Annotated in this window: 15 protein-coding genes; 10 read left to right on the plus strand and 5 right to left on the minus strand. The window is 63.9% G+C overall.

Annotated features, from left to right (window positions below; genetic code table 11):
* Positions 1-167 precede the first annotated feature (167 nt).
* Positions 168-695, minus strand: a complete 528-nt coding sequence (locus tag BB347_RS13710) for a hypothetical protein (protein WP_076583163.1) — start codon at positions 693-695, stop codon at positions 168-170.
* Between the two features lie 240 nt (positions 696-935).
* On the opposite strand from BB347_RS13710, the gene BB347_RS13715 reads away from it, so the two are divergent.
* A complete protein-coding gene (locus BB347_RS13715; RefSeq protein ID WP_076583164.1) occupies positions 936-1,385 on the plus strand; it encodes a DoxX family protein in 450 nt (149 codons plus the stop codon).
* 148 nt (positions 1,386-1,533) lie between these two features.
* Here BB347_RS13715 and BB347_RS19375 read toward each other — a convergent pair whose 3' ends face one another.
* Entirely contained in the window at positions 1,534-1,695 is a 162-nt protein-coding gene (locus BB347_RS19375; RefSeq protein ID WP_168170957.1) for a DUF7556 family protein, read from the minus strand.
* A 127-nt stretch (positions 1,696-1,822) separates the two neighbouring features.
* On the opposite strand from BB347_RS19375, the gene BB347_RS13720 reads away from it, so the two are divergent.
* From BB347_RS13720 to BB347_RS13745, 6 genes are all read left to right on the plus strand, one after another.
* Positions 1,823-2,674: a CBS domain-containing protein gene (locus BB347_RS13720; protein ID WP_076583166.1), complete on the plus strand. Its 852-nt coding sequence runs from the start codon at positions 1,823-1,825 to the stop codon at positions 2,672-2,674.
* Positions 2,667-4,451: a glycine--tRNA ligase gene (gene glyS, locus BB347_RS13725; RefSeq protein WP_076583167.1), complete on the plus strand. Its 1,785-nt coding sequence runs from the start codon at positions 2,667-2,669 to the stop codon at positions 4,449-4,451. Before BB347_RS13720 ends, glyS begins: the two co-directional genes overlap by 8 nt.
* Before the next feature lie 105 nt (positions 4,452-4,556).
* Positions 4,557-5,522, plus strand: a complete 966-nt coding sequence (locus BB347_RS13730) for an acetamidase/formamidase family protein (protein WP_076583169.1) — start codon at positions 4,557-4,559, stop codon at positions 5,520-5,522.
* A gap of 206 nt (positions 5,523-5,728) precedes the next feature.
* A complete protein-coding gene (locus BB347_RS13735; protein WP_076583171.1) occupies positions 5,729-6,871 on the plus strand; it encodes a bacterio-opsin activator domain-containing protein in 1,143 nt (380 codons plus the stop codon).
* Between the two features lie 46 nt (positions 6,872-6,917).
* Positions 6,918-7,241 (plus strand): HalOD1 output domain-containing protein, encoded by a 324-nt coding sequence (locus BB347_RS13740; protein ID WP_076583172.1) that lies wholly within the window; start codon positions 6,918-6,920, stop codon positions 7,239-7,241.
* 116 nt (positions 7,242-7,357) lie between these two features.
* Entirely contained in the window at positions 7,358-7,948 is a 591-nt protein-coding gene (locus BB347_RS13745) for a diacylglycerol/polyprenol kinase family protein (RefSeq protein WP_076583174.1), read from the plus strand.
* A 67-nt stretch (positions 7,949-8,015) separates the two neighbouring features.
* Here BB347_RS13745 and BB347_RS13750 read toward each other — a convergent pair whose 3' ends face one another.
* On the minus strand, positions 8,016-8,858 hold the full coding sequence (locus tag BB347_RS13750) for an ABC transporter permease (protein WP_076583175.1): 843 nt from the start codon (positions 8,856-8,858) through the stop codon (positions 8,016-8,018).
* On the minus strand, positions 8,855-9,808 hold the full coding sequence (locus BB347_RS13755) for an ABC transporter ATP-binding protein (protein ID WP_076583177.1): 954 nt from the start codon (positions 9,806-9,808) through the stop codon (positions 8,855-8,857). The genes BB347_RS13750 and BB347_RS13755 overlap by 4 nt, the downstream gene beginning before the upstream one ends.
* Before the next feature lie 190 nt (positions 9,809-9,998).
* On the opposite strand from BB347_RS13755, the gene BB347_RS13760 reads away from it, so the two are divergent.
* On the plus strand, positions 9,999-11,183 hold the full coding sequence (locus BB347_RS13760; RefSeq protein WP_168170973.1) for an MFS transporter: 1,185 nt from the start codon (positions 9,999-10,001) through the stop codon (positions 11,181-11,183).
* 66 nt (positions 11,184-11,249) lie between these two features.
* On the opposite strand, the gene BB347_RS13765 is transcribed toward BB347_RS13760, so the two are convergent.
* Positions 11,250-11,756, minus strand: a complete 507-nt coding sequence (locus BB347_RS13765; RefSeq protein WP_076583178.1) for a TspO/MBR family protein — start codon at positions 11,754-11,756, stop codon at positions 11,250-11,252.
* Positions 11,757-11,901: 145 nt separating this feature from the next.
* Here BB347_RS13765 and BB347_RS13770 point away from each other — a divergent pair, with 145 nt between their 5' ends.
* On the plus strand, positions 11,902-13,554 hold the full coding sequence (locus BB347_RS13770) for an HTTM domain-containing protein (protein WP_076583180.1): 1,653 nt from the start codon (positions 11,902-11,904) through the stop codon (positions 13,552-13,554).
* A gap of 117 nt (positions 13,555-13,671) precedes the next feature.
* Positions 13,672-16,137 carry a DEAD/DEAH box helicase gene (locus BB347_RS13775; protein ID WP_076583181.1) on the plus strand — a complete coding sequence of 822 codons (2,466 nt, stop codon included), beginning with the start codon at positions 13,672-13,674 and terminating at the stop codon, positions 16,135-16,137.
* Positions 16,138-16,325 lie beyond the last annotated feature (188 nt).

Here is a 16,325-nt window from a genome sequence, read left to right on the forward strand (position 1 = left end):
ACTCCCTATCTCTCTCGTCTACTCCCTACCTCTCTCCCAGCGATCCCGTCTACCGGCCATCTACACGCTATGTCGCCCTCCGTTTTCTTCTCCCGTCTCCTCTCTCGTCTCACGTGCAGTAACTCCTCCTCGACCACAAGCGGGTGCGAGAACTCGAGGCCCAGTCATTACTCGAGGCGAATCGTCGTCGAGTCACTCGGCTGGAAACGGCCGTCGTGCGTCGCGACGAACGCGCGAAGTTCGTACTCGCCGGCGTCGGGGAGCACGGACTCGTAGCGGGTGTCAGCCCGATCATCGGTCGTGCGCTTGAGCCGACCGTTCCAGGTGACCGTCGCTCGTTTTCGCTCGCCGCCGTGAAATTCGAACGTTGATGGACGCTCTCGGGTGAACAGTCGTTCGTCGGTGGCCTCGAGTTCGCCGTCGAACGTCCACCCCCAGCGGCGTCGGCGCGGCGTCGGAATCGAGACGGGAAGCGGCGAGCGGTTCTTGAACTCGACGGTGAGTTCGACGGAGTCACCGCGTTCGTAGACCGTTCGATCGGTTTCGAGCGAGACGGTGATCGCTCGACGAGCGAGGGCCGTCGGAACGAGCGCCGAGAGAAAGGTCGCAGCGGTGTAGCGATCGCTCTCCGGTCGCGTCCCGAACTCGTTCGTCCCATCGGCTCCCTGTTCGTCTCGCGGGCGTGGACCGACCATCGAACGCCCCTACGCACGTCACCGACAAAACTGTACTAGCCACTCCACGTCAGTGCACAGCTGATCGCCAGACGGTTCGGCGAACAGTGTGTACTCCGTTTTAGTGGTACTATAGACGGTTCCTGACAGCGCGGTTTGTGGTACCAATTGCCGAAAACGGCCGATAACACCGCCGTCACCCGGGGAAACCGATGTCCGGGAACGCCTATATCTATCTGGTCCCTCAGAAACTCGTGCACGATGATATTTGCTATCGAAACGGCTGCGCTCCAAACGTTCGATGGAGCCTTTGCTGACGAACTGTTCCTCGTTGCGCGCATTCTCTTTGGCGGAGTAATCGCGTTCATCGGCCTCAACCACTTCCTGAATCTCGAGGAGATGGCGGGCTACGCCGAATACAAAGGCGCACCGGCACCGACGCTCTCCGTCGGTGCCTCCGGTGTCGTCTTGGTTTTGGGCGGGCTCGCGGTTGCGCTGGGCGCGTTCCCCACGCTCGCGGCGGGCGCACTCGCGGGCTTCCTGGTCGTCGCGACGCCGATGATGCACGACTTCTGGGCCGTTCCCGAGGACCAACGACAGGACGAACTGAACAGCTTCCTCAAGAACGTCGGCTTGCTCGGAATGACGGTGCTCTTGCTCGCGGTCAGTACGGTCGAGTGGCCCTACGCAGTGGGCGTCGGCCTCGTCTAAGCGGACTCCGCTGTATCGGACGAACGTACTCGCATTCTTTCAGTGTGGTAACTCGAGGGACGGAGCAACGGCTCTCCGGACGGATGGGGGGTCGGAAGAAGCGGATTCAACGCCCTCAGCGGAACCGAAGGGGACCTGTTAGCGGGGATTATCGCCACGCCGGAAGTGTCGGCGCGTCGTCCGCGTGCATCGATAACCAGGCTCCGTCGGCCGAAATATCGGCGATGACGTAGTCCGTACTCGAGTCGCTCGAGTCGATCGACCCAACGACGGTTTCGTCGGACGATACGACGTGAGAGTTCGTCGCCATGTATGAGAGTGTCTCCCACCCGCATATAAACTCGTCGGATTGAATTCTCACGCGATCTGATCAGTCAGGCAAATCACGGACCAGTGAAACACTGGGTTTATACTCATTTTCGCCGTAGCGTGGGGATATGAACGTAGCCGACGCCATGACGGCTCGCGAGGACGTGGTCACCGTGGAACTACCCGGCACCCGCTCGGACGTCCTCGAGTACCTGCAAGAACGGTCGTTCTCGTCCGTTCCGGTCGTCAAAGAGACCGACGACGGCCTCGAGTACCGCGGACTCGTTTCGCGGGACGTCCTGATCGAACAGCCCGACGAGGACCAACTCGTCATGTTGATGGACGACGTGCCGACGACGACGGCAGAGACCGCGCTCGAGGACGTCGCGCGAACGATGGTCGAGGAGGGAGCGCGGCGCGTCCCGGTCGTCGACGGCGAGTTCGAGGGGATCGTCACGGTAACGGACGTGATCCACGCGATCGCGACGGGCGATCAAGAGACCGACGGTGCCGTCGACGAACACGCGAGCACCGACGTGAACACGAGCTACGAGGGCGCGCCGCTGCCCGTCGCAGAGCGGGAACTGTACTACGCGAACGTGCCCTACACCGTCGCGCTGGACGAGGAGGGACAGATGAACGGCGTCCTCACGGAAGTCGACATCATCGACGTCGCGCGCATCGTCGAGGGCGAAGAGGAGACGGGGAACAACTTCCCGGATCAGGATTCCCAGTGGTCTTGGGAGGGAATCAAGGGGGTCGGCAGCCGCTACCTCCCCACGCGGGACATCGAGATTCCGAACGGGCCGGTCAGCGAGTTCATGACCGACGACGTGGTGACGGTGTCGGCCCGGACGTCGATCCAGGACGCCGCACAGAAGATGATCACCAACGACATCGAGCAGATTCCGATGGTCACGGGCGAGCAACTCGTCGGCATCGTCTGTGACGTCGACCTGCTGGAGGCCCTCTATGAGTGAACATCAGCACACGGAACCGACCGAAGACGCGACGGAACCGACGAGCGAGAAACTGGTCGAACTGGCCAAGCGTCGGGGCTACTTCTTCCAGTCCTCGGGAGCCTACGGCGGCGTCGGCGGCTTCTACACCTTCGGCCCGCAGGGAGCCTCGTTGAAGGGCAACGTCGAGGACGCCTGGCGCGACCGCTTCGCCGTCGCCGAGGGGAACATGGAGATCGACGCGCCGACGATCATGCCCGAACCCGTCTTCGAGGCGTCTGGCCACCTCGACGGTTTCGACGACATGCTCGTCGAGTGCACCGACTGCGGCGAGAGCCACCGCGCGGATCACGTCGTCGAAGACAACACGGAGTACGAGGATGCCGAGAGCCTCCCCATTCCGGAGGTCGAGGAGGTCATTGCCGAACACGAACTCGTCTGTCCGAACTGCGGAGCCGGCCTCGCGGGGCAGGCCGTCGATGCCTTCAACCTCATGTTCGCGACGAACATCGGCCCCGGCGACTCCGATCCGGGCTACCTGCGCCCCGAGACCGCACAGGGTATCTTCGTCGAGTTCCCCCGACTCAAGGAGTACGCCCGAAATCAGCTTCCGTTCGGCGTGACCCAGATCGGTCGGGCCTACCGCAACGAGATCAGCCCGCGGCGCTCCATTATTCGGACCCGCGAGTTCACGCAGGCCGAACTCGAGTACTTCGTCGATCCCGAGGAGGACGAACCAGATCTCGAAGCGGTGGCGGACGTCGCGGTGACGCTCTATCCCGCGAGCGAGCAAAACGCCGAGGACGGCGACGAGATCGAGACGACCATCGGCGACGCCGTCGAGGAGGGCATTATCGGCGACGAGTGGGTCGCCTACTTCCTCGGCGTCGCGAAACCGTGGTACGACGCCGTCGGCGTCGAGATGGATCGCTTCCGGTTCCGCCAGCACCTCTCGGGCGAGCGCGCCCACTACGCCGCAGATTGCTGGGACGCCGAGAGTGAGATCGATGGAAACTGGATCGAGATGGCCGGCTTCGCCTACCGCGGGGACTACGACCTCTCGAAACACGCCGAGCACTCCGGCGACCGATTCACCGTCTTCAAGCAGTACGACGAGCCGAAGACGGTCGAGCGCGCCACCGTCGACCCCGACATGAGCTACCTCGGTCCGGAATTCGGCGGCGACGCACAAGCTGTCGTCGAGGAACTCGAGACGCTGGCCCTCCGCGACCGCGCGGCATTCGAGGACGAAAGCGTCGAAATCGAACTCGAGGGCGAGAGCCACGAAATCCCCGTCGAGAAGACCGGCTTCGCGGTCGAAGAGCAGACGGAGGCGGGCGAGCACATCGTCCCCCACGTGGTCGAACCCTCCTTCGGCGTCGATCGACTGGTCTACACCGTCCTCCACCACGCCTACCGCGAGGACGAGGTCGACGGCGAGGAGCGAACGTACCTCGAGCTCGAGCCCGAAGTCGCTCCGACCTTCGTCGGCGTCTTCCCGCTGCAAAGCGACGACGAACTCGAGGCCGTGGCGGACGACGTGGTCGACGACCTTCGGGAGGCAGGGCTCTCGATCGCCTACGACGACTCGGGCAACATCGGCCGGCGCTACCGCCGCCAGGATGAGGTCGGCACGCCGTTTTGCGTGACGATCGACTACGAGACCGTCGAGGACGACGAGACGACCGTTACGGTTCGCGAACGAGACACGACCGACCAGAAGCGACTATCCGTTGAGGGACTGGCGGAGACGCTCTCGGCGATTCGAGCGGGCGATCTCGAGTTCGAGGAGTTGTAACGCGCAAGCGGTTCCGGAGCTATTCCGCGGCAGTATCGAAGACCGATCGTCGCGGTCCCCTTAGCGCAGTGGCCTTTATTTTACTGGCGCACATACTGTATTCGAATGTCAGACGAGAGTGGCACAGCGGACTATCAGGTGAGTGCGGACGACGACGCCGTTCACAGTAGCTGGGATAACGATCTCGAGCCGGTGGCGACGGTCGAGCCGGGCGACGTCGTCCGGTTCGAGTGTCGGGACGCGACGAACGGACAGCTCGGTCCCGGCTCGACGGCCGCGGACATCGCGACGCTGGACGTCGGGCCGATCCACCCGCTGACGGGACCAATCGCGATCGAAGGCGCCCGTCCGGGAGACGTACTCGAGGTCGAACTGGTCGAACTCGAACACCACGGCTGGGGACAGACGCTGGTTCTCCCCGGGGAACTCGAACTCGGCCTCCTCGCCGACGAGTTTCCGGAGCCGGCGCTCCACGTCTGGGAGTTCGAGGACGGCATTGCCAGGTTCGTCGACGGAATCGAGGTTCCGATCGACCCGTTCCCCGGCGTGATCGGCGTCGAACCGGCCGAGGACGGCGCACACAGCACCTTCCCGCCGCGGTCCGTCGGCGGGAACCTGGACATCAAGCACCTCACGGCGGGGTCGACGCTGTCCCTCCCCGTCGCGGTCGAGGACGCGCTGTTCTCGATCGGCGACTGTCACGCGACACAGGGAGACGGCGAGGTCTGTGGAACCGGCATCGAGGCGCCGATGACGGTGACGTGTCGCTTCGACGTCCGCTCGGAGTCGTCGATCGAACAGCCCCGGTTCGAGACGACGGGTCCGTTCACGCCGACCGGCCGAGACGAGCCGATGTACGGGACGACCGGCGTCGGCGACGATCTGATGGCGGCCGCCAGAACGGCGATTCGCCAGCAGATCGACCATATGCAGGCCGAACGTGGACTCGGCCGAACGGAGGCGTACATGCTGTGTTCGGCCGCCGTCGACCTGAAAGTGAGCGAAGCGGTCAACGCCCCGAACTGGGTCGTCTCCGCGTACCTTCCGGAGGGAATCTTCCCGACAGAGTAGCCGACCAACGTGATCGTGACGGATTCCGTCACAATGGGTGACCTGTGGAACACACATATCCGCTGAGACCGTACCTGTGCTATGGGGTGTCACCGACCCACAGAGGGGACGGTCGATCCGACGCACAGACGAGTTGGGTGTATACCCGCTGGCGGACGGTTCAATCGACGGGCCGACCGACGGCGTTCGCGTAGGGTGGTGGAGCGGTGACCGACTCACCAACTGAGGATGGCGACCTCGAGGTAGCGGACGAATACCGAACGGAGGGACTCGAGTGGGTGCCGCCGGACGATCTTGCTCGGCGAGCGTTCGACGTCAATCCGGTCGGCACCATCGTCGTCGATTCGGCGGGTGAAATGGTCTACGCGAACCGACGCGCGGCCGAAATTCTCGGGCTCGCGCGCGAGGAGCTCACCAGTCGGGAGTACGATTCGAGCATCTGGAGTATCTACTACGACGACGGAAATCCCGTTCCGGTATCGGAGAATCCCGTCACTCGCGTGTTCGAAACCGGTGACCCGGAGTTCGGGTTCGAACACTGGATCGAACTCTCCGACGGCTCCGAGCGGTGGCTCTCGAGCAACACGGCCCCCGTCTACGACGACACGGGGGCGATCGAGTACGTCGTCGTCGCCTTCGAGGACGTGACGGCGTTGAAACGCCGCGAAAAGCGCCTGACCAGCGACCACGTTCGCCACCTCGAGTTTCGCGCCGACGAGTCGGCGGTCCCGCCGAGCCTCCGCGTCGAAGACAGCGAGACGCACCTCGATATCGACTCGGTCGTCCCCCTACCCGATGGAACGACGGTCCAGTACATGGGAACCGCCGACCTTCCGGCAAGCGATCTCGTCACCGCGGTTGAAGAGGTTCCCCACTACCTCGACGCCCGCCTGCTCAGTTCGATCGAGGGCTACAATCGAGTCGAAGCGCACGCCGAATCGTCGACGGTCTCGCAGGTGTTCACCTCGCTCGGCGGCCGCGCTCGAACGATCGTTATCGCTCCCCACGAGGTCAGGTTCCTCGGGGAGTTACCGGGGGACGTCGACCCCCGCCAGGCAGCCGACGGAATCCGGGAATTTCACTCGAACGTCGAATTGGTGTCGGAAGACCTCGTCTACTCGCCGCACCTGCTGTACGACGTCGTCGCCGACGCGCTCACCGAGCGACAACTCGCCGTGCTCGACACCGCGTACTTCGGCGGCTACTTCGATTCGCCCCGGGCCAGCACGGGCGACGAACTCGCGGATCGATTCGGCGTGACGCGACAGACGTTCAACCAGCACCTCCGTAAAGCGCAGCAGATCGTCTTCCGTCACCTCTTCGAAAAATCCGGCGCGGACGCACACTGACTAGTCAACGTCTCCTCTTAGGACGTTGCACCCGTACTCGAGACTAATGAACGACGAAACAGTACGCACGGAGACGCCGTCGGTCAGCGACGACAGCGTGGGCTACGATCCAACGACAGAGACGTTTCACGCACACTTCGACGGCGGGACGGAGACAGTCACACTGGCGATCGTCGAAACCGTTGCGACCGTCATCGACTGTCGGCTCGTTTCGATGACGCCGCTTTACGATAGCGTCGATCCGGAGGCCCTCTCCACGCTCCTTGCATCACCGCGAAACCACTCCATCGAGGCGAAGTTCACGTACGAGGGGTGTCACGTAACCGTCTCGAACGACGGCTCCGTCGTCGTCGAGCCGCCGGACACCTGAACGCGTCCGGCCCCACCTCCTGCAGACAGCGGGTGGTGTACACCACGAAGCACCGTCTCTCGTTCCAGACGACGTAACCGACGGACTGAAGGTACCGACCTTCGAGGATTGGCCTGATGGCCGACGAACTGAAACGACGGCTCGTCCACTCGAGTGGCGCGGGACTCGTCGCACTCTACCTCCTCGCGAACTACGCCGACCTCGGGCTGACGTGGCCACGGTTTCAGGCGCTGATGGTCGTCCTCGCGCTCGGGACGATCGGACTCGAGTTCCTCCGGCTGCAGGTCGGATTGGACTGGACGATCTACGACAAACTCACGCGCGAGTACGAACAGGACCAGTTCGCGGGCTACGGCTACTACATGGTCAGTATGACGGTCGCCGTGTTGCTCTTCGACCCCCAGATCGCTCTCCCCGCGATGTTGATGCTCGCGCTCGGCGATCCGATCAGCGGGGCCGTCTCGGACGACAGTCTCAAATTCGTCAAGGGGCCGAAGGTGCTCGTCACGATGTTCGTCGTCAGCGCGATCATCGCGACTCCCTTCCTCTACGAACTCCCGCTCGCAGTCGTCGCGGCGGCGCTGGGAGCGACGATCGCCGACGGCGTCAAGCTCAGAATCGGCGACTACATCGTCGACGACAACCTGACGATTCCGATCTACGCGGGGGTTCTGGCCTGGCTGGTCGTCGAATTTGTGCCGGCCTAACTAGCCGTCGATTGTTCCGGTGAGCAACTTCGACGAAAGAACGAATCGCGATGGCTCGAGCGACGTTTTAGAGGTCCGTTGCGCGGAACCGCCAGCAGGCGAACGCGATCGGTCCGACGATCCAGGCGACGAGAACGGCCAGGGCGAACGTCGGCTCCTCGTAGAACGCCGGGTCGGGCGAGGGCTGGACGAGCGTGCCGGCCTGATAGTCGGGCAGGACCGCCTCGAAGAAGTACGTGTACGCCGCCACCGGATTCACGGCGGCGACGATGTCGACCCACTCCGGCGTCGTCTCCGGAAACGAGAAGCCGTGACGAACGTACAACAGCGCCAGTGGGAGCGACCCCCAGAGCCCGAAGAAAAAGAGCACGAAGACCCCGAACGCCCAAATCGTCGCTCGAGTCGTCGTGCGGACGACGGCCGAGATGGCGACGGCGATGGCAGTGAACGTCACGGCGAGCAGCGAGAGCATGATCGTCGCGGTGGCGACGTGCCCGAGATCGAACTCGACGCCTCGCAGGACGGCGACGGGGAGTGCAGCGAGGATGGACGCGACGATAGTCCCACAGACGACGAGGCTACGCCCGAGGAAGGTTCCGACGACGACCGTTCGTCGGGTAAACGGAAGCCCGAGTACGATCTTGAGCGCCCCGTTCGTCCGTTTCTCGACCAGTGCAGTGGCGAAGAACGCGAGCGCGAGCAGCGGCGTCAACATCGTAAACAGTGAGAGCAACTGTTGGAGCATCTCGGGAACGTTGTCCGACCCCGCAGGGTGCTGGTTGGCGGCGGAGTACGTCAACAGGATAGCGAGACCGACGTACACGACGGCGAGCATGTGAAACTGGCGCTCGCGAACGGTGTCGAGTACGTCCTCCCGAACGTACAACGCGAGCGAGCGGCCGAGGCTCATTGGGCGACACCCCGCGTGTAGTTCTCGAAGAGTTCCTCGAGCGACGTCTCGTCGGTCGTCACGTTTCGCACGTCAGCCCCCGACTCGTGGACCGCGGCGATGGCGGGGGCTTTCGCGGCGTCGGTGCACGCGACGACCACGCTGGAGCCGTTGGCTGACTCCGCCGGTGGTGTTTTGACTCCCGTGACGCCCTCGAGCGCGCGAACGCGGGAAAGGGTATCATCCGGGACGCTCGAGACCTCTATCGTCACGGTGGACGTTCCCCCGGCGGAGTCACGCAGCGCATCGATCGTATCCACGGCGACGAGTTCGCCGCCGTCCAAAATTGCGACGCGGTCGCAGACGGCCTCGACTTGTTCCATAATGTGACTCGAGAAGAAGACGGTCGCCCCGCGTTCGTTCTCCTCGCGGACGATCCGGCGCATGGTTCGCGCCCCGTTGGGATCGAGACCCGTCGATGGCTCGTCTAAAATGAGGAGATCGGGTTCGCCGACGAGTGCGACGGCGAGCATCAGTCGTTGGGCCATCCCCTTCGAGTACTCCTCGACGGGGTAGTCGCCGACGGTGTGCATGCCGACGCGCTCGAGGAGTGCGTCCGGGTCGTCGGCGGCGTCTTTGGCGTCGATGGCGAACTCGAGATGTTCGCGGCCCGTGCGCTCACCGATGGCTCCGTAGCCGTCGGGGAGGACGCCGACGCGCTGACGAATTGCCGCGCTCTCGGTGGCGACGTCTCGCTCGAGGACGCGAACCGTTCCCTCGGTTGGCGCGGCGTAGTCGAGCAAAAGATCGATCGTGGTGGATTTCCCGGCCCCGTTGGGCCCCAGAAATCCGAATATCTCACCCGATCGGACGGTGAGGTCGACGTCGTGGAGGGCGGTGACCGATCGGCCTCTCAGCGGGCCGAGACGCTCGTAGCGTTTGGTCACGCCGCGGAGTTCGATCGCGGTCATACGTCGGTCATCTGAGTGGTATCGTATGAGTCTTTTGATAGTTTGACGGCAGCGTCGGTCGGTGACGACGGCGTCGGGAGTTCCCGACACGAGCGGTATCGGCAACACCGTCGCTGAACGGTGTGATCTTGGGGACCGCCCGACCAAGGCACAGACAGTGGCTCAGGTACTCGGATTCGACGGGCAGCACGTGCGGAACGTCCTCGCCGACGGGCGCGGACAGATCCTCTTCGCCGTCGCGCTCGGGTGGTGTCTCTCGATCGGCGTCAGACTCGCCTACCCGGTGTTGTTGCCGTACCTCCAGTCCGGGCTGGGTCTCGACCTGACGACGGCTGGCTTTCTGCTGACCGTTCTCTGGCTCGCCTACGCGCTCGGACAGCTCCCGGGTGGCATTCTCTCGGACCGACTCGGAGAGGGAAACGTCCTCGTCCTCAGCACGGCGATCTCGGCCGTGATGCTCGGCGTCGTGGCCGTCGCCGGCTCGGCACCGTGGGTCTTCTTCGCGACGGCGTGTTTCGGGTTCGGCACGGCGCTCTACGGCGTCGCCCGCTTCACGATCCTCTCGGCGGTATTTCCGAACAACGACGGGACGGCGATCGGCATCACGATGGCCGCCGGCGAGGTCGGCAACGCCGTCCTCCCGCTCGTCGCCGGGGGAATCGCGGCCACGCTCGCCTGGCAGTACGGCTTCGGCCTCGCAGTCCCCGTCTTCGCGCTCGTCGCCGTCCTCCTCTGGTTCGTCGTCCCCGCCCGAACTTCGAGTGCGACGAGCGCCGTCGACAGCCTCTCGCTCGAGGCCGCGCGCTACGTCGTGGCGGAGCTTCGCCGCCCGGCCATCATCGTCGTCACGGTGATCCAGATCCTCACCTACTGCATCTGGCAGGGCTTTACGGGCCTCTATCCGACGTACCTGATCGAGATGAAGGGCTTCTCGGAAGCGATGGCGACGGGGCTGTTCAGCGCGTTCTTCGCGCTCGGCATCGTCGTGCAACCCCTGACGGGGCGACTGTACGATAGCTTCGGTATCCGTCGATCCCTGCCCGTCGTCCTAAGCGTTATCACGGTCTCGCTCGTCGCGCTGCCGTTTCTCGAGGGCTTTTGGCCCGTCGTCGTCGGCACGATCTTCCTCTCGAGCATCCTCGGCTACGGGACGATCACGCTGCCGTACATGACCGCAGCGTTCCCCGCGGACATGAAAGGGACGGGACTCGGCCTGTTACGGACGTTCTACATGACCATCGGGGCCGCGAGTCCAGCGTTGTTCGGCATCCTCGCGGACAACGGCTACTTCGACGAGGGCTACATCGTGCTGGCCGGATTCGCCGTCGTGGCGATCGCTCTCATTCCGTTGTTGCCGAACGAAGCGAGCGGGTGAAAAGCGGCGGAGGGGAGATGCGTCCTCGAGGGAGCCCACGCGTCGGAAGGGAGGTTCCAGCCTCGCTCACGCGTTGAGTCGCCAAATTTCGAAGTTGAGCACGGCGGCGAACGTCACCCACGCGATGTACGGTACGAGCAACGCTCCGGCGCGTCGGTCGACGCGAGCGAACGCGGCGAGCGTCCCCGCGACTAGCACCCAGAGGACGACGATGATGCCGAGGGCGGCCAGGGGCGCCTCGAGCGAGAAGAACGCGGGCGTCCACGTGACGTTGACCACCATCTGGACGGCGAACAGGCCGAGCGCGAGTCGCCGTCCGGACGAGTCGCTGCGCCAGACGAGCCACAGCGCGATCCCGAGGAGCGTGAAGATGACCGTCCAGGCGACCGAGAACGTGATTCCGGGCGGGTAGAACCACGGCTTCTCGAGTTGCTGAAACCAGGCCGTATCGCTCGTAGAGAGGACGCCGGGGAGGCTGCCGATCAGGTTGACGAGGATGACGAAGCCGACGGCCTGAAGCAGCGGGTCCCGGTCCGGAAGTCGGCGTTTGACGCTGGCGAAGTCTGCGACCATACCGCGAACACGACCGACGTCCCGATAGTGGTACGCCTCTCAACAGCAACGTTGCTGCCAAATCCGTCGGCGCGGGCGACCGAGTCCTCGAGGCGAGTGTCCCGATAGAAACACCTATTGTGTTCGATTAGAATCACATTCCCAGATGAGTCCCGCTTCTCGCGACGCCCTCTCTCAGTCGGGACGCCGGCTTCGGACGTACCTGCGTCGACGGATTCGCATCGACACGCGATCACTGGCCGTCTTTCGAATCTTCGTCGGCGTCCTGATCGTCGCCGACTTGCTGGCTCGCTCGAGGAATTTCTCGCGGTTCTACACGGACGACGGCGTCGTCCCGCAGGCACTCGCACAGGAGTTGAGCGCCGACGGCGCGTTCTCGTTCTACCATCTGACGTCGGATCCAACCGTCATCGCTGGATTGTTCGTCCTGCAAGGGCTGATCGCCCTGCAGTTGATTGTCGGCTACAAGACGCGAATCGCGACGATCCTCTCGTTTCTGTTCGTCATCTCGCTCGACCACCACAACCCGTTCGTCTTGAGCTACGCCGACACGCTCTTTCGGCTCCTATTGTTCTGGGCCATCTTCCTCCCGCTTGGCGAGCGCTGGTCGGTCGACGCCGTCCACGCCGACCGCGAGCGACGGGCGCACGTCGCCAACGCCGCCACCGTCTTGATCCTGGCTCAGATGGTCTACATGTACCTCACGAACGGTCTCATCAAGTCCCAGTCGGAGGTCTGGACCAGCGGCGACGCGGCCCCGCTCGTGCTCGGCATCGACGAGATGACGTTCTTCCTCGGGAATACGATCCGACAGGGACCGATTCTACTCGAGCTCGGCGGGCGCGTCTGGTTCACCATCCTCCTGTTGTCGTGGCTACTCATCGTCCTGCCGGCCAGAGCGCGGTACCCGCTCGTCGCCCTGTTCGCGATCGGCCACCTCTCGTTTGCCCTTACGGTTCGTATCGGCGCGTTCCCCTACGTCCCGCTCGCGGGGCTCGTGCTCTTCTTACAGGGGGCGTTCTGGACGGACCTGAACCGCCTCGGCGGGTATGTGAACGTCGACTCGAGTCGCGTCGCCGGGTCGGTGACGCGGCTCTCGGCTCTCGCGGCAACCGTCCCGGACTATCGGCTGACCTCCGAGCGGATTCGGCGTGCACGCAGACTTACCTACAGTCTCGCACTCGGCATCGTCGTCGTCTCGCTCCTGTTCGTCGCCGTCGTCATGGCGTTCAACGTCGGCACTGCGATAGCCGACACCGAAGCGGATCAGTCGATGGACGAACGAGTCGAGGGAACCGTCGACGAGACGCTGTACGAAACGGCGGGGGTAAAACAGATCGAGTCCACCGCCTCGAGATTCGGCGTCGATCAGCCCGTCGGCTGGGCCGTCTTCGCCGGGCCCGACCCCAGAACGACGGATCGCTACTACGTTTTCCCCGCCGAAACCGAGAGCGGGGAGGTGGTCGACGCCTACAACGAGCGGGAGCTGACCTACGACAGGCCGTACGACGGCGAGTTACAGAACCAATACGGCAGCTATCGAGAACGCTTCTACATGAACAGCGTTCGCAATGGCGGCAACCAGAACGACGTGCCCGTCGAGTTCGGCGAGGAGATCTGCGAACGCTGGAGCGAGGAGCACGACGAGGAACTCGTACGCATCTCGATGTACGTCGTCGAGGAGGAGATCACCCACGACACGATCACCGAACCGGGCGACCGAGAGCAAGAGTTCGACGAGTTCCACCGCCACGGCTGTGGCGACAACGAGCCGGCGGAAGTTGACTCGCCGATGTAAATCCCGCGACATACTACTCGCCGACGCGATTCGTCTCGGAGGACAACCTGTCGAGAGCACGTCCACTTTCACCCCGGTACGAGAACCCTTATTCACCGCGAGGATGAATCACCGGCAATGGCGACAACGGACGAGGGTGCAGAGCCACCCTCAATCGAGCACCCCCTCCTCGAGCCCGAGTTTCTCGAGCGGCGACTCTACCAGTTGAAACTCGCGGGGACGGCCGCGAACGGCCACACGCTCGTCTGTCTCCCGACGGGACTCGGGAAGACGACGGTGAGCCTGCTCGTGACGGCTCGCAGGCTCGAGGAGGTCGGCGGGAAGTCGCTCATGCTCGCGCCGACGAAACCGCTCGTCCAGCAACACGCGGACTTTTACCGAGAGGCTCTTCAGATTCCCGACGAAGAAATCGTCGTCTTCACGGGCGACGTCAGCCCGGACGACCGGTCGGCGACGTGGGAAGAAGCGACGATCGTCATGGCCACCCCGCAGGTCATCGAAAACGACCTCGTCGGCAGCCGTATCTCGCTTGCCGACGTGACTCACATCACCTTCGACGAGTGCCATCGCGCGACCGGCGACTACGCCTACAATTACATCGCAGAACGCTACCACGTCGACGCGAATCAGCCCCTCGTGACGGGCATGTCGGCCTCGCCCGGCGGCGACGAGGAGGCCATCCTCGAGGTCTGTGAGAACCTCGGCATCAGCGAGGTCGAGGTGATGACCGAGGAGGACGCCGACGTCTCCGAATTTACCCACGACACCGACGTCGAGTGGGAGCGCATCGACCTCCCCGAGGACGTCCTCGAGATTCGCGACGCGTTGAACGAGGTGATCACGGACCGCCTCGAGAAACTCAAGGAACTCGGCGTCGCCTCCTCGACCCAACCTGATCAGTCCCAGAAGGACCTCAACCGAATGCGCGCGGAGCTCCAGAAGCTGATCAACAACGACCAGTCGGAGGGGTTCAAAGGGATGTCCGTCCACGCCGAGGTGATGAAGCTCCGCCAGGCCGTCACGCTCGTCGAAACCCAGAGCGTCGAGGCCGTCCGGCGGTACTTCGACCGCCAGCGCAATCAGGCGCGCTCGTCGGGGGCCTCGAAAGCGAGCCAGCGGATGGTTTCGGATCCGCGCGTTCGTGAAGCCATGCGACAGGCTGAGAGTTACGACGAACTGCACCCCAAGTACCGCAAGACCAGGATGTTGCTCGCCGAGACGCTCGGCCTCGAGGGCGGCGAGCGCGTCATCGTCTTCACCGAATCTCGAGATACGGCGGAAGCCCTCACCGACTTCCTCTCGGACAGTTTCGACGCGAAGCGATTCGTCGGACAGGGCGACCGCGAGGGATCGGACGGCATGACCCAAAAGCAACAACAGAGGGTGTTGGACCAGTTCCGGGGCGGGGAGTTCGAGGTGCTCGTCTCGACCTCCGTCGCCGAGGAGGGACTGGACGTGCCGGAAGTCGACCTCGTCCTGTTCTACGAGCCGGTTCCGACGGCCATTCGCTCCATCCAGCGCAAGGGACGAACGGGCCGCCAGTCCGAGGGACGAGTCGTCGTCTTGATGGCCGAAGACACCCGCGACGAGGCGTACTTCTGGATCTCACGCCGTCGCGAGAAGGAGATGGAGTCCGAACTCCGCGAACTCAAGGGAATGGCCGACACCCTCGCCGAGGAACTCGACGACTCCCAGCAGGCGCTGTCGGACTTCGGCGGCGAAACCGCCGGCAGCGACGACGGTGACGGATACGACCCCGACGCAGGCGGCGGGTCTTCCAGTGGAAATGAAGGGGGTTCGACAGCACCAGGATTGCAAGACTTTTCGGACGACGTGACCGACGCTGCGGACGAGACAGAGAGCGAAGGCGGCGATTCGGAGGCGGACGCTGACGCCGTCGAAACTCACGAACCACACGCCGAGGGAGAGCAGATCGAAATCGTCGCCGACCAGCGCGAGATGGACGCCAACATCGCCCGCGACCTCTCGAGGCGCGAGGACGTGGAGGTGCGCCTCGAGACGCTCGAGGTGGGCGACTACGTCTGTTCGGATCGCGTCGTCGTCGAGCGAAAATCGGTGGCCGACTTCGTCGACTCCCTGGTCGGGGGCGAGCGATCCATTTTCGAACAGGTGGGCGCGATGGCCAGACACTACTCGCGACCGATCGTCCTCGTCGAGGGTGAGGGGTTGTACGAACAGCGGGATATTCACCCGAACGCGATTCGGGGCGCGCTCTCGAGTCTGGCCGTCGACTTCGGCGCGAGCGTGTTGCGGACCGAGAGCGAAGGCGAATCCACCGAACTGCTCGCGGTGCTCGCCGGTCGCGAACAGCAAACCTCCGACCGCGAGGTTTCGGTCCACGGCGAGAAGGGGGCCAAAACGGTCGCCGAACAACAGGAGTACGTCGTCTCCTCGATCGCCGAAATCGGCCCCGTCACGGCCCGCTCGCTCCTCGAGGAGTTCGGCACCGTCGAAGCCGTGATGATCGCGAGCGAAGACGAGTTACAGGATGCAGACGGCGTCGGCTCGGTCACGGCCGAGCGAATGCGAGAGGTCATCGGCACCGAGTACACGGGATCGTAACGGCGAGACGAGAGGGAGTCGAACGTGCCTGCGCGGTCGGTCGTCAGCGCGGCTACGAAACGTCTGGCACCCACCACGGAGTTGGCGACGACGAGAGCGAGTCAGCGGTGCGACTCTCGGACGTTCCAACCCATCTATAACATTCGTGTTATGTTTCGGGTTCGGAGAAGTTAATGCCCAGTATCACC

This window comes from Natronorubrum daqingense (genome assembly GCF_001971705.1).
GTDB lineage: Archaea > Halobacteriota > Halobacteria > Halobacteriales > Natrialbaceae > Natronorubrum > Natronorubrum daqingense.

Excerpts from the sequence above, each read along its gene's own strand:
- BB347_RS13755 (WP_076583177.1), bottom strand. The coding sequence starts at position 9,808 with ATGACCGCGATCGAACTCCGCGGCGTGACCAAACGCTACGAGCGTCTC.
- BB347_RS13730 (WP_076583169.1), top strand. The coding sequence starts at position 4,557 with ATGTCAGACGAGAGTGGCACAGCGGACTATCAGGTGAGTGCGGACGAC.
- BB347_RS19375 (WP_168170957.1), bottom strand. The coding sequence starts at position 1,695 with ATGGCGACGAACTCTCACGTCGTATCGTCCGACGAAACCGTCGTTGGG.
- BB347_RS13720 (WP_076583166.1), top strand. The coding sequence starts at position 1,823 with ATGAACGTAGCCGACGCCATGACGGCTCGCGAGGACGTGGTCACCGTG.
- BB347_RS13765 (WP_076583178.1), bottom strand. The coding sequence starts at position 11,756 with ATGGTCGCAGACTTCGCCAGCGTCAAACGCCGACTTCCGGACCGGGAC.
- BB347_RS13775 (WP_076583181.1), top strand. The coding sequence starts at position 13,672 with ATGGCGACAACGGACGAGGGTGCAGAGCCACCCTCAATCGAGCACCCC.
- BB347_RS13740 (WP_076583172.1), top strand. The coding sequence starts at position 6,918 with ATGAACGACGAAACAGTACGCACGGAGACGCCGTCGGTCAGCGACGAC.
- BB347_RS13770 (WP_076583180.1), top strand. The coding sequence starts at position 11,902 with ATGAGTCCCGCTTCTCGCGACGCCCTCTCTCAGTCGGGACGCCGGCTT.
- BB347_RS13715 (WP_076583164.1), top strand. The coding sequence starts at position 936 with ATGATATTTGCTATCGAAACGGCTGCGCTCCAAACGTTCGATGGAGCC.
- BB347_RS13745 (WP_076583174.1), top strand. The coding sequence starts at position 7,358 with ATGGCCGACGAACTGAAACGACGGCTCGTCCACTCGAGTGGCGCGGGA.
- BB347_RS13710 (WP_076583163.1), bottom strand. The coding sequence starts at position 695 with ATGGTCGGTCCACGCCCGCGAGACGAACAGGGAGCCGATGGGACGAAC.
- glyS (WP_076583167.1), top strand. The coding sequence starts at position 2,667 with ATGAGTGAACATCAGCACACGGAACCGACCGAAGACGCGACGGAACCG.
- BB347_RS13750 (WP_076583175.1), bottom strand. The coding sequence starts at position 8,858 with ATGAGCCTCGGCCGCTCGCTCGCGTTGTACGTTCGGGAGGACGTACTC.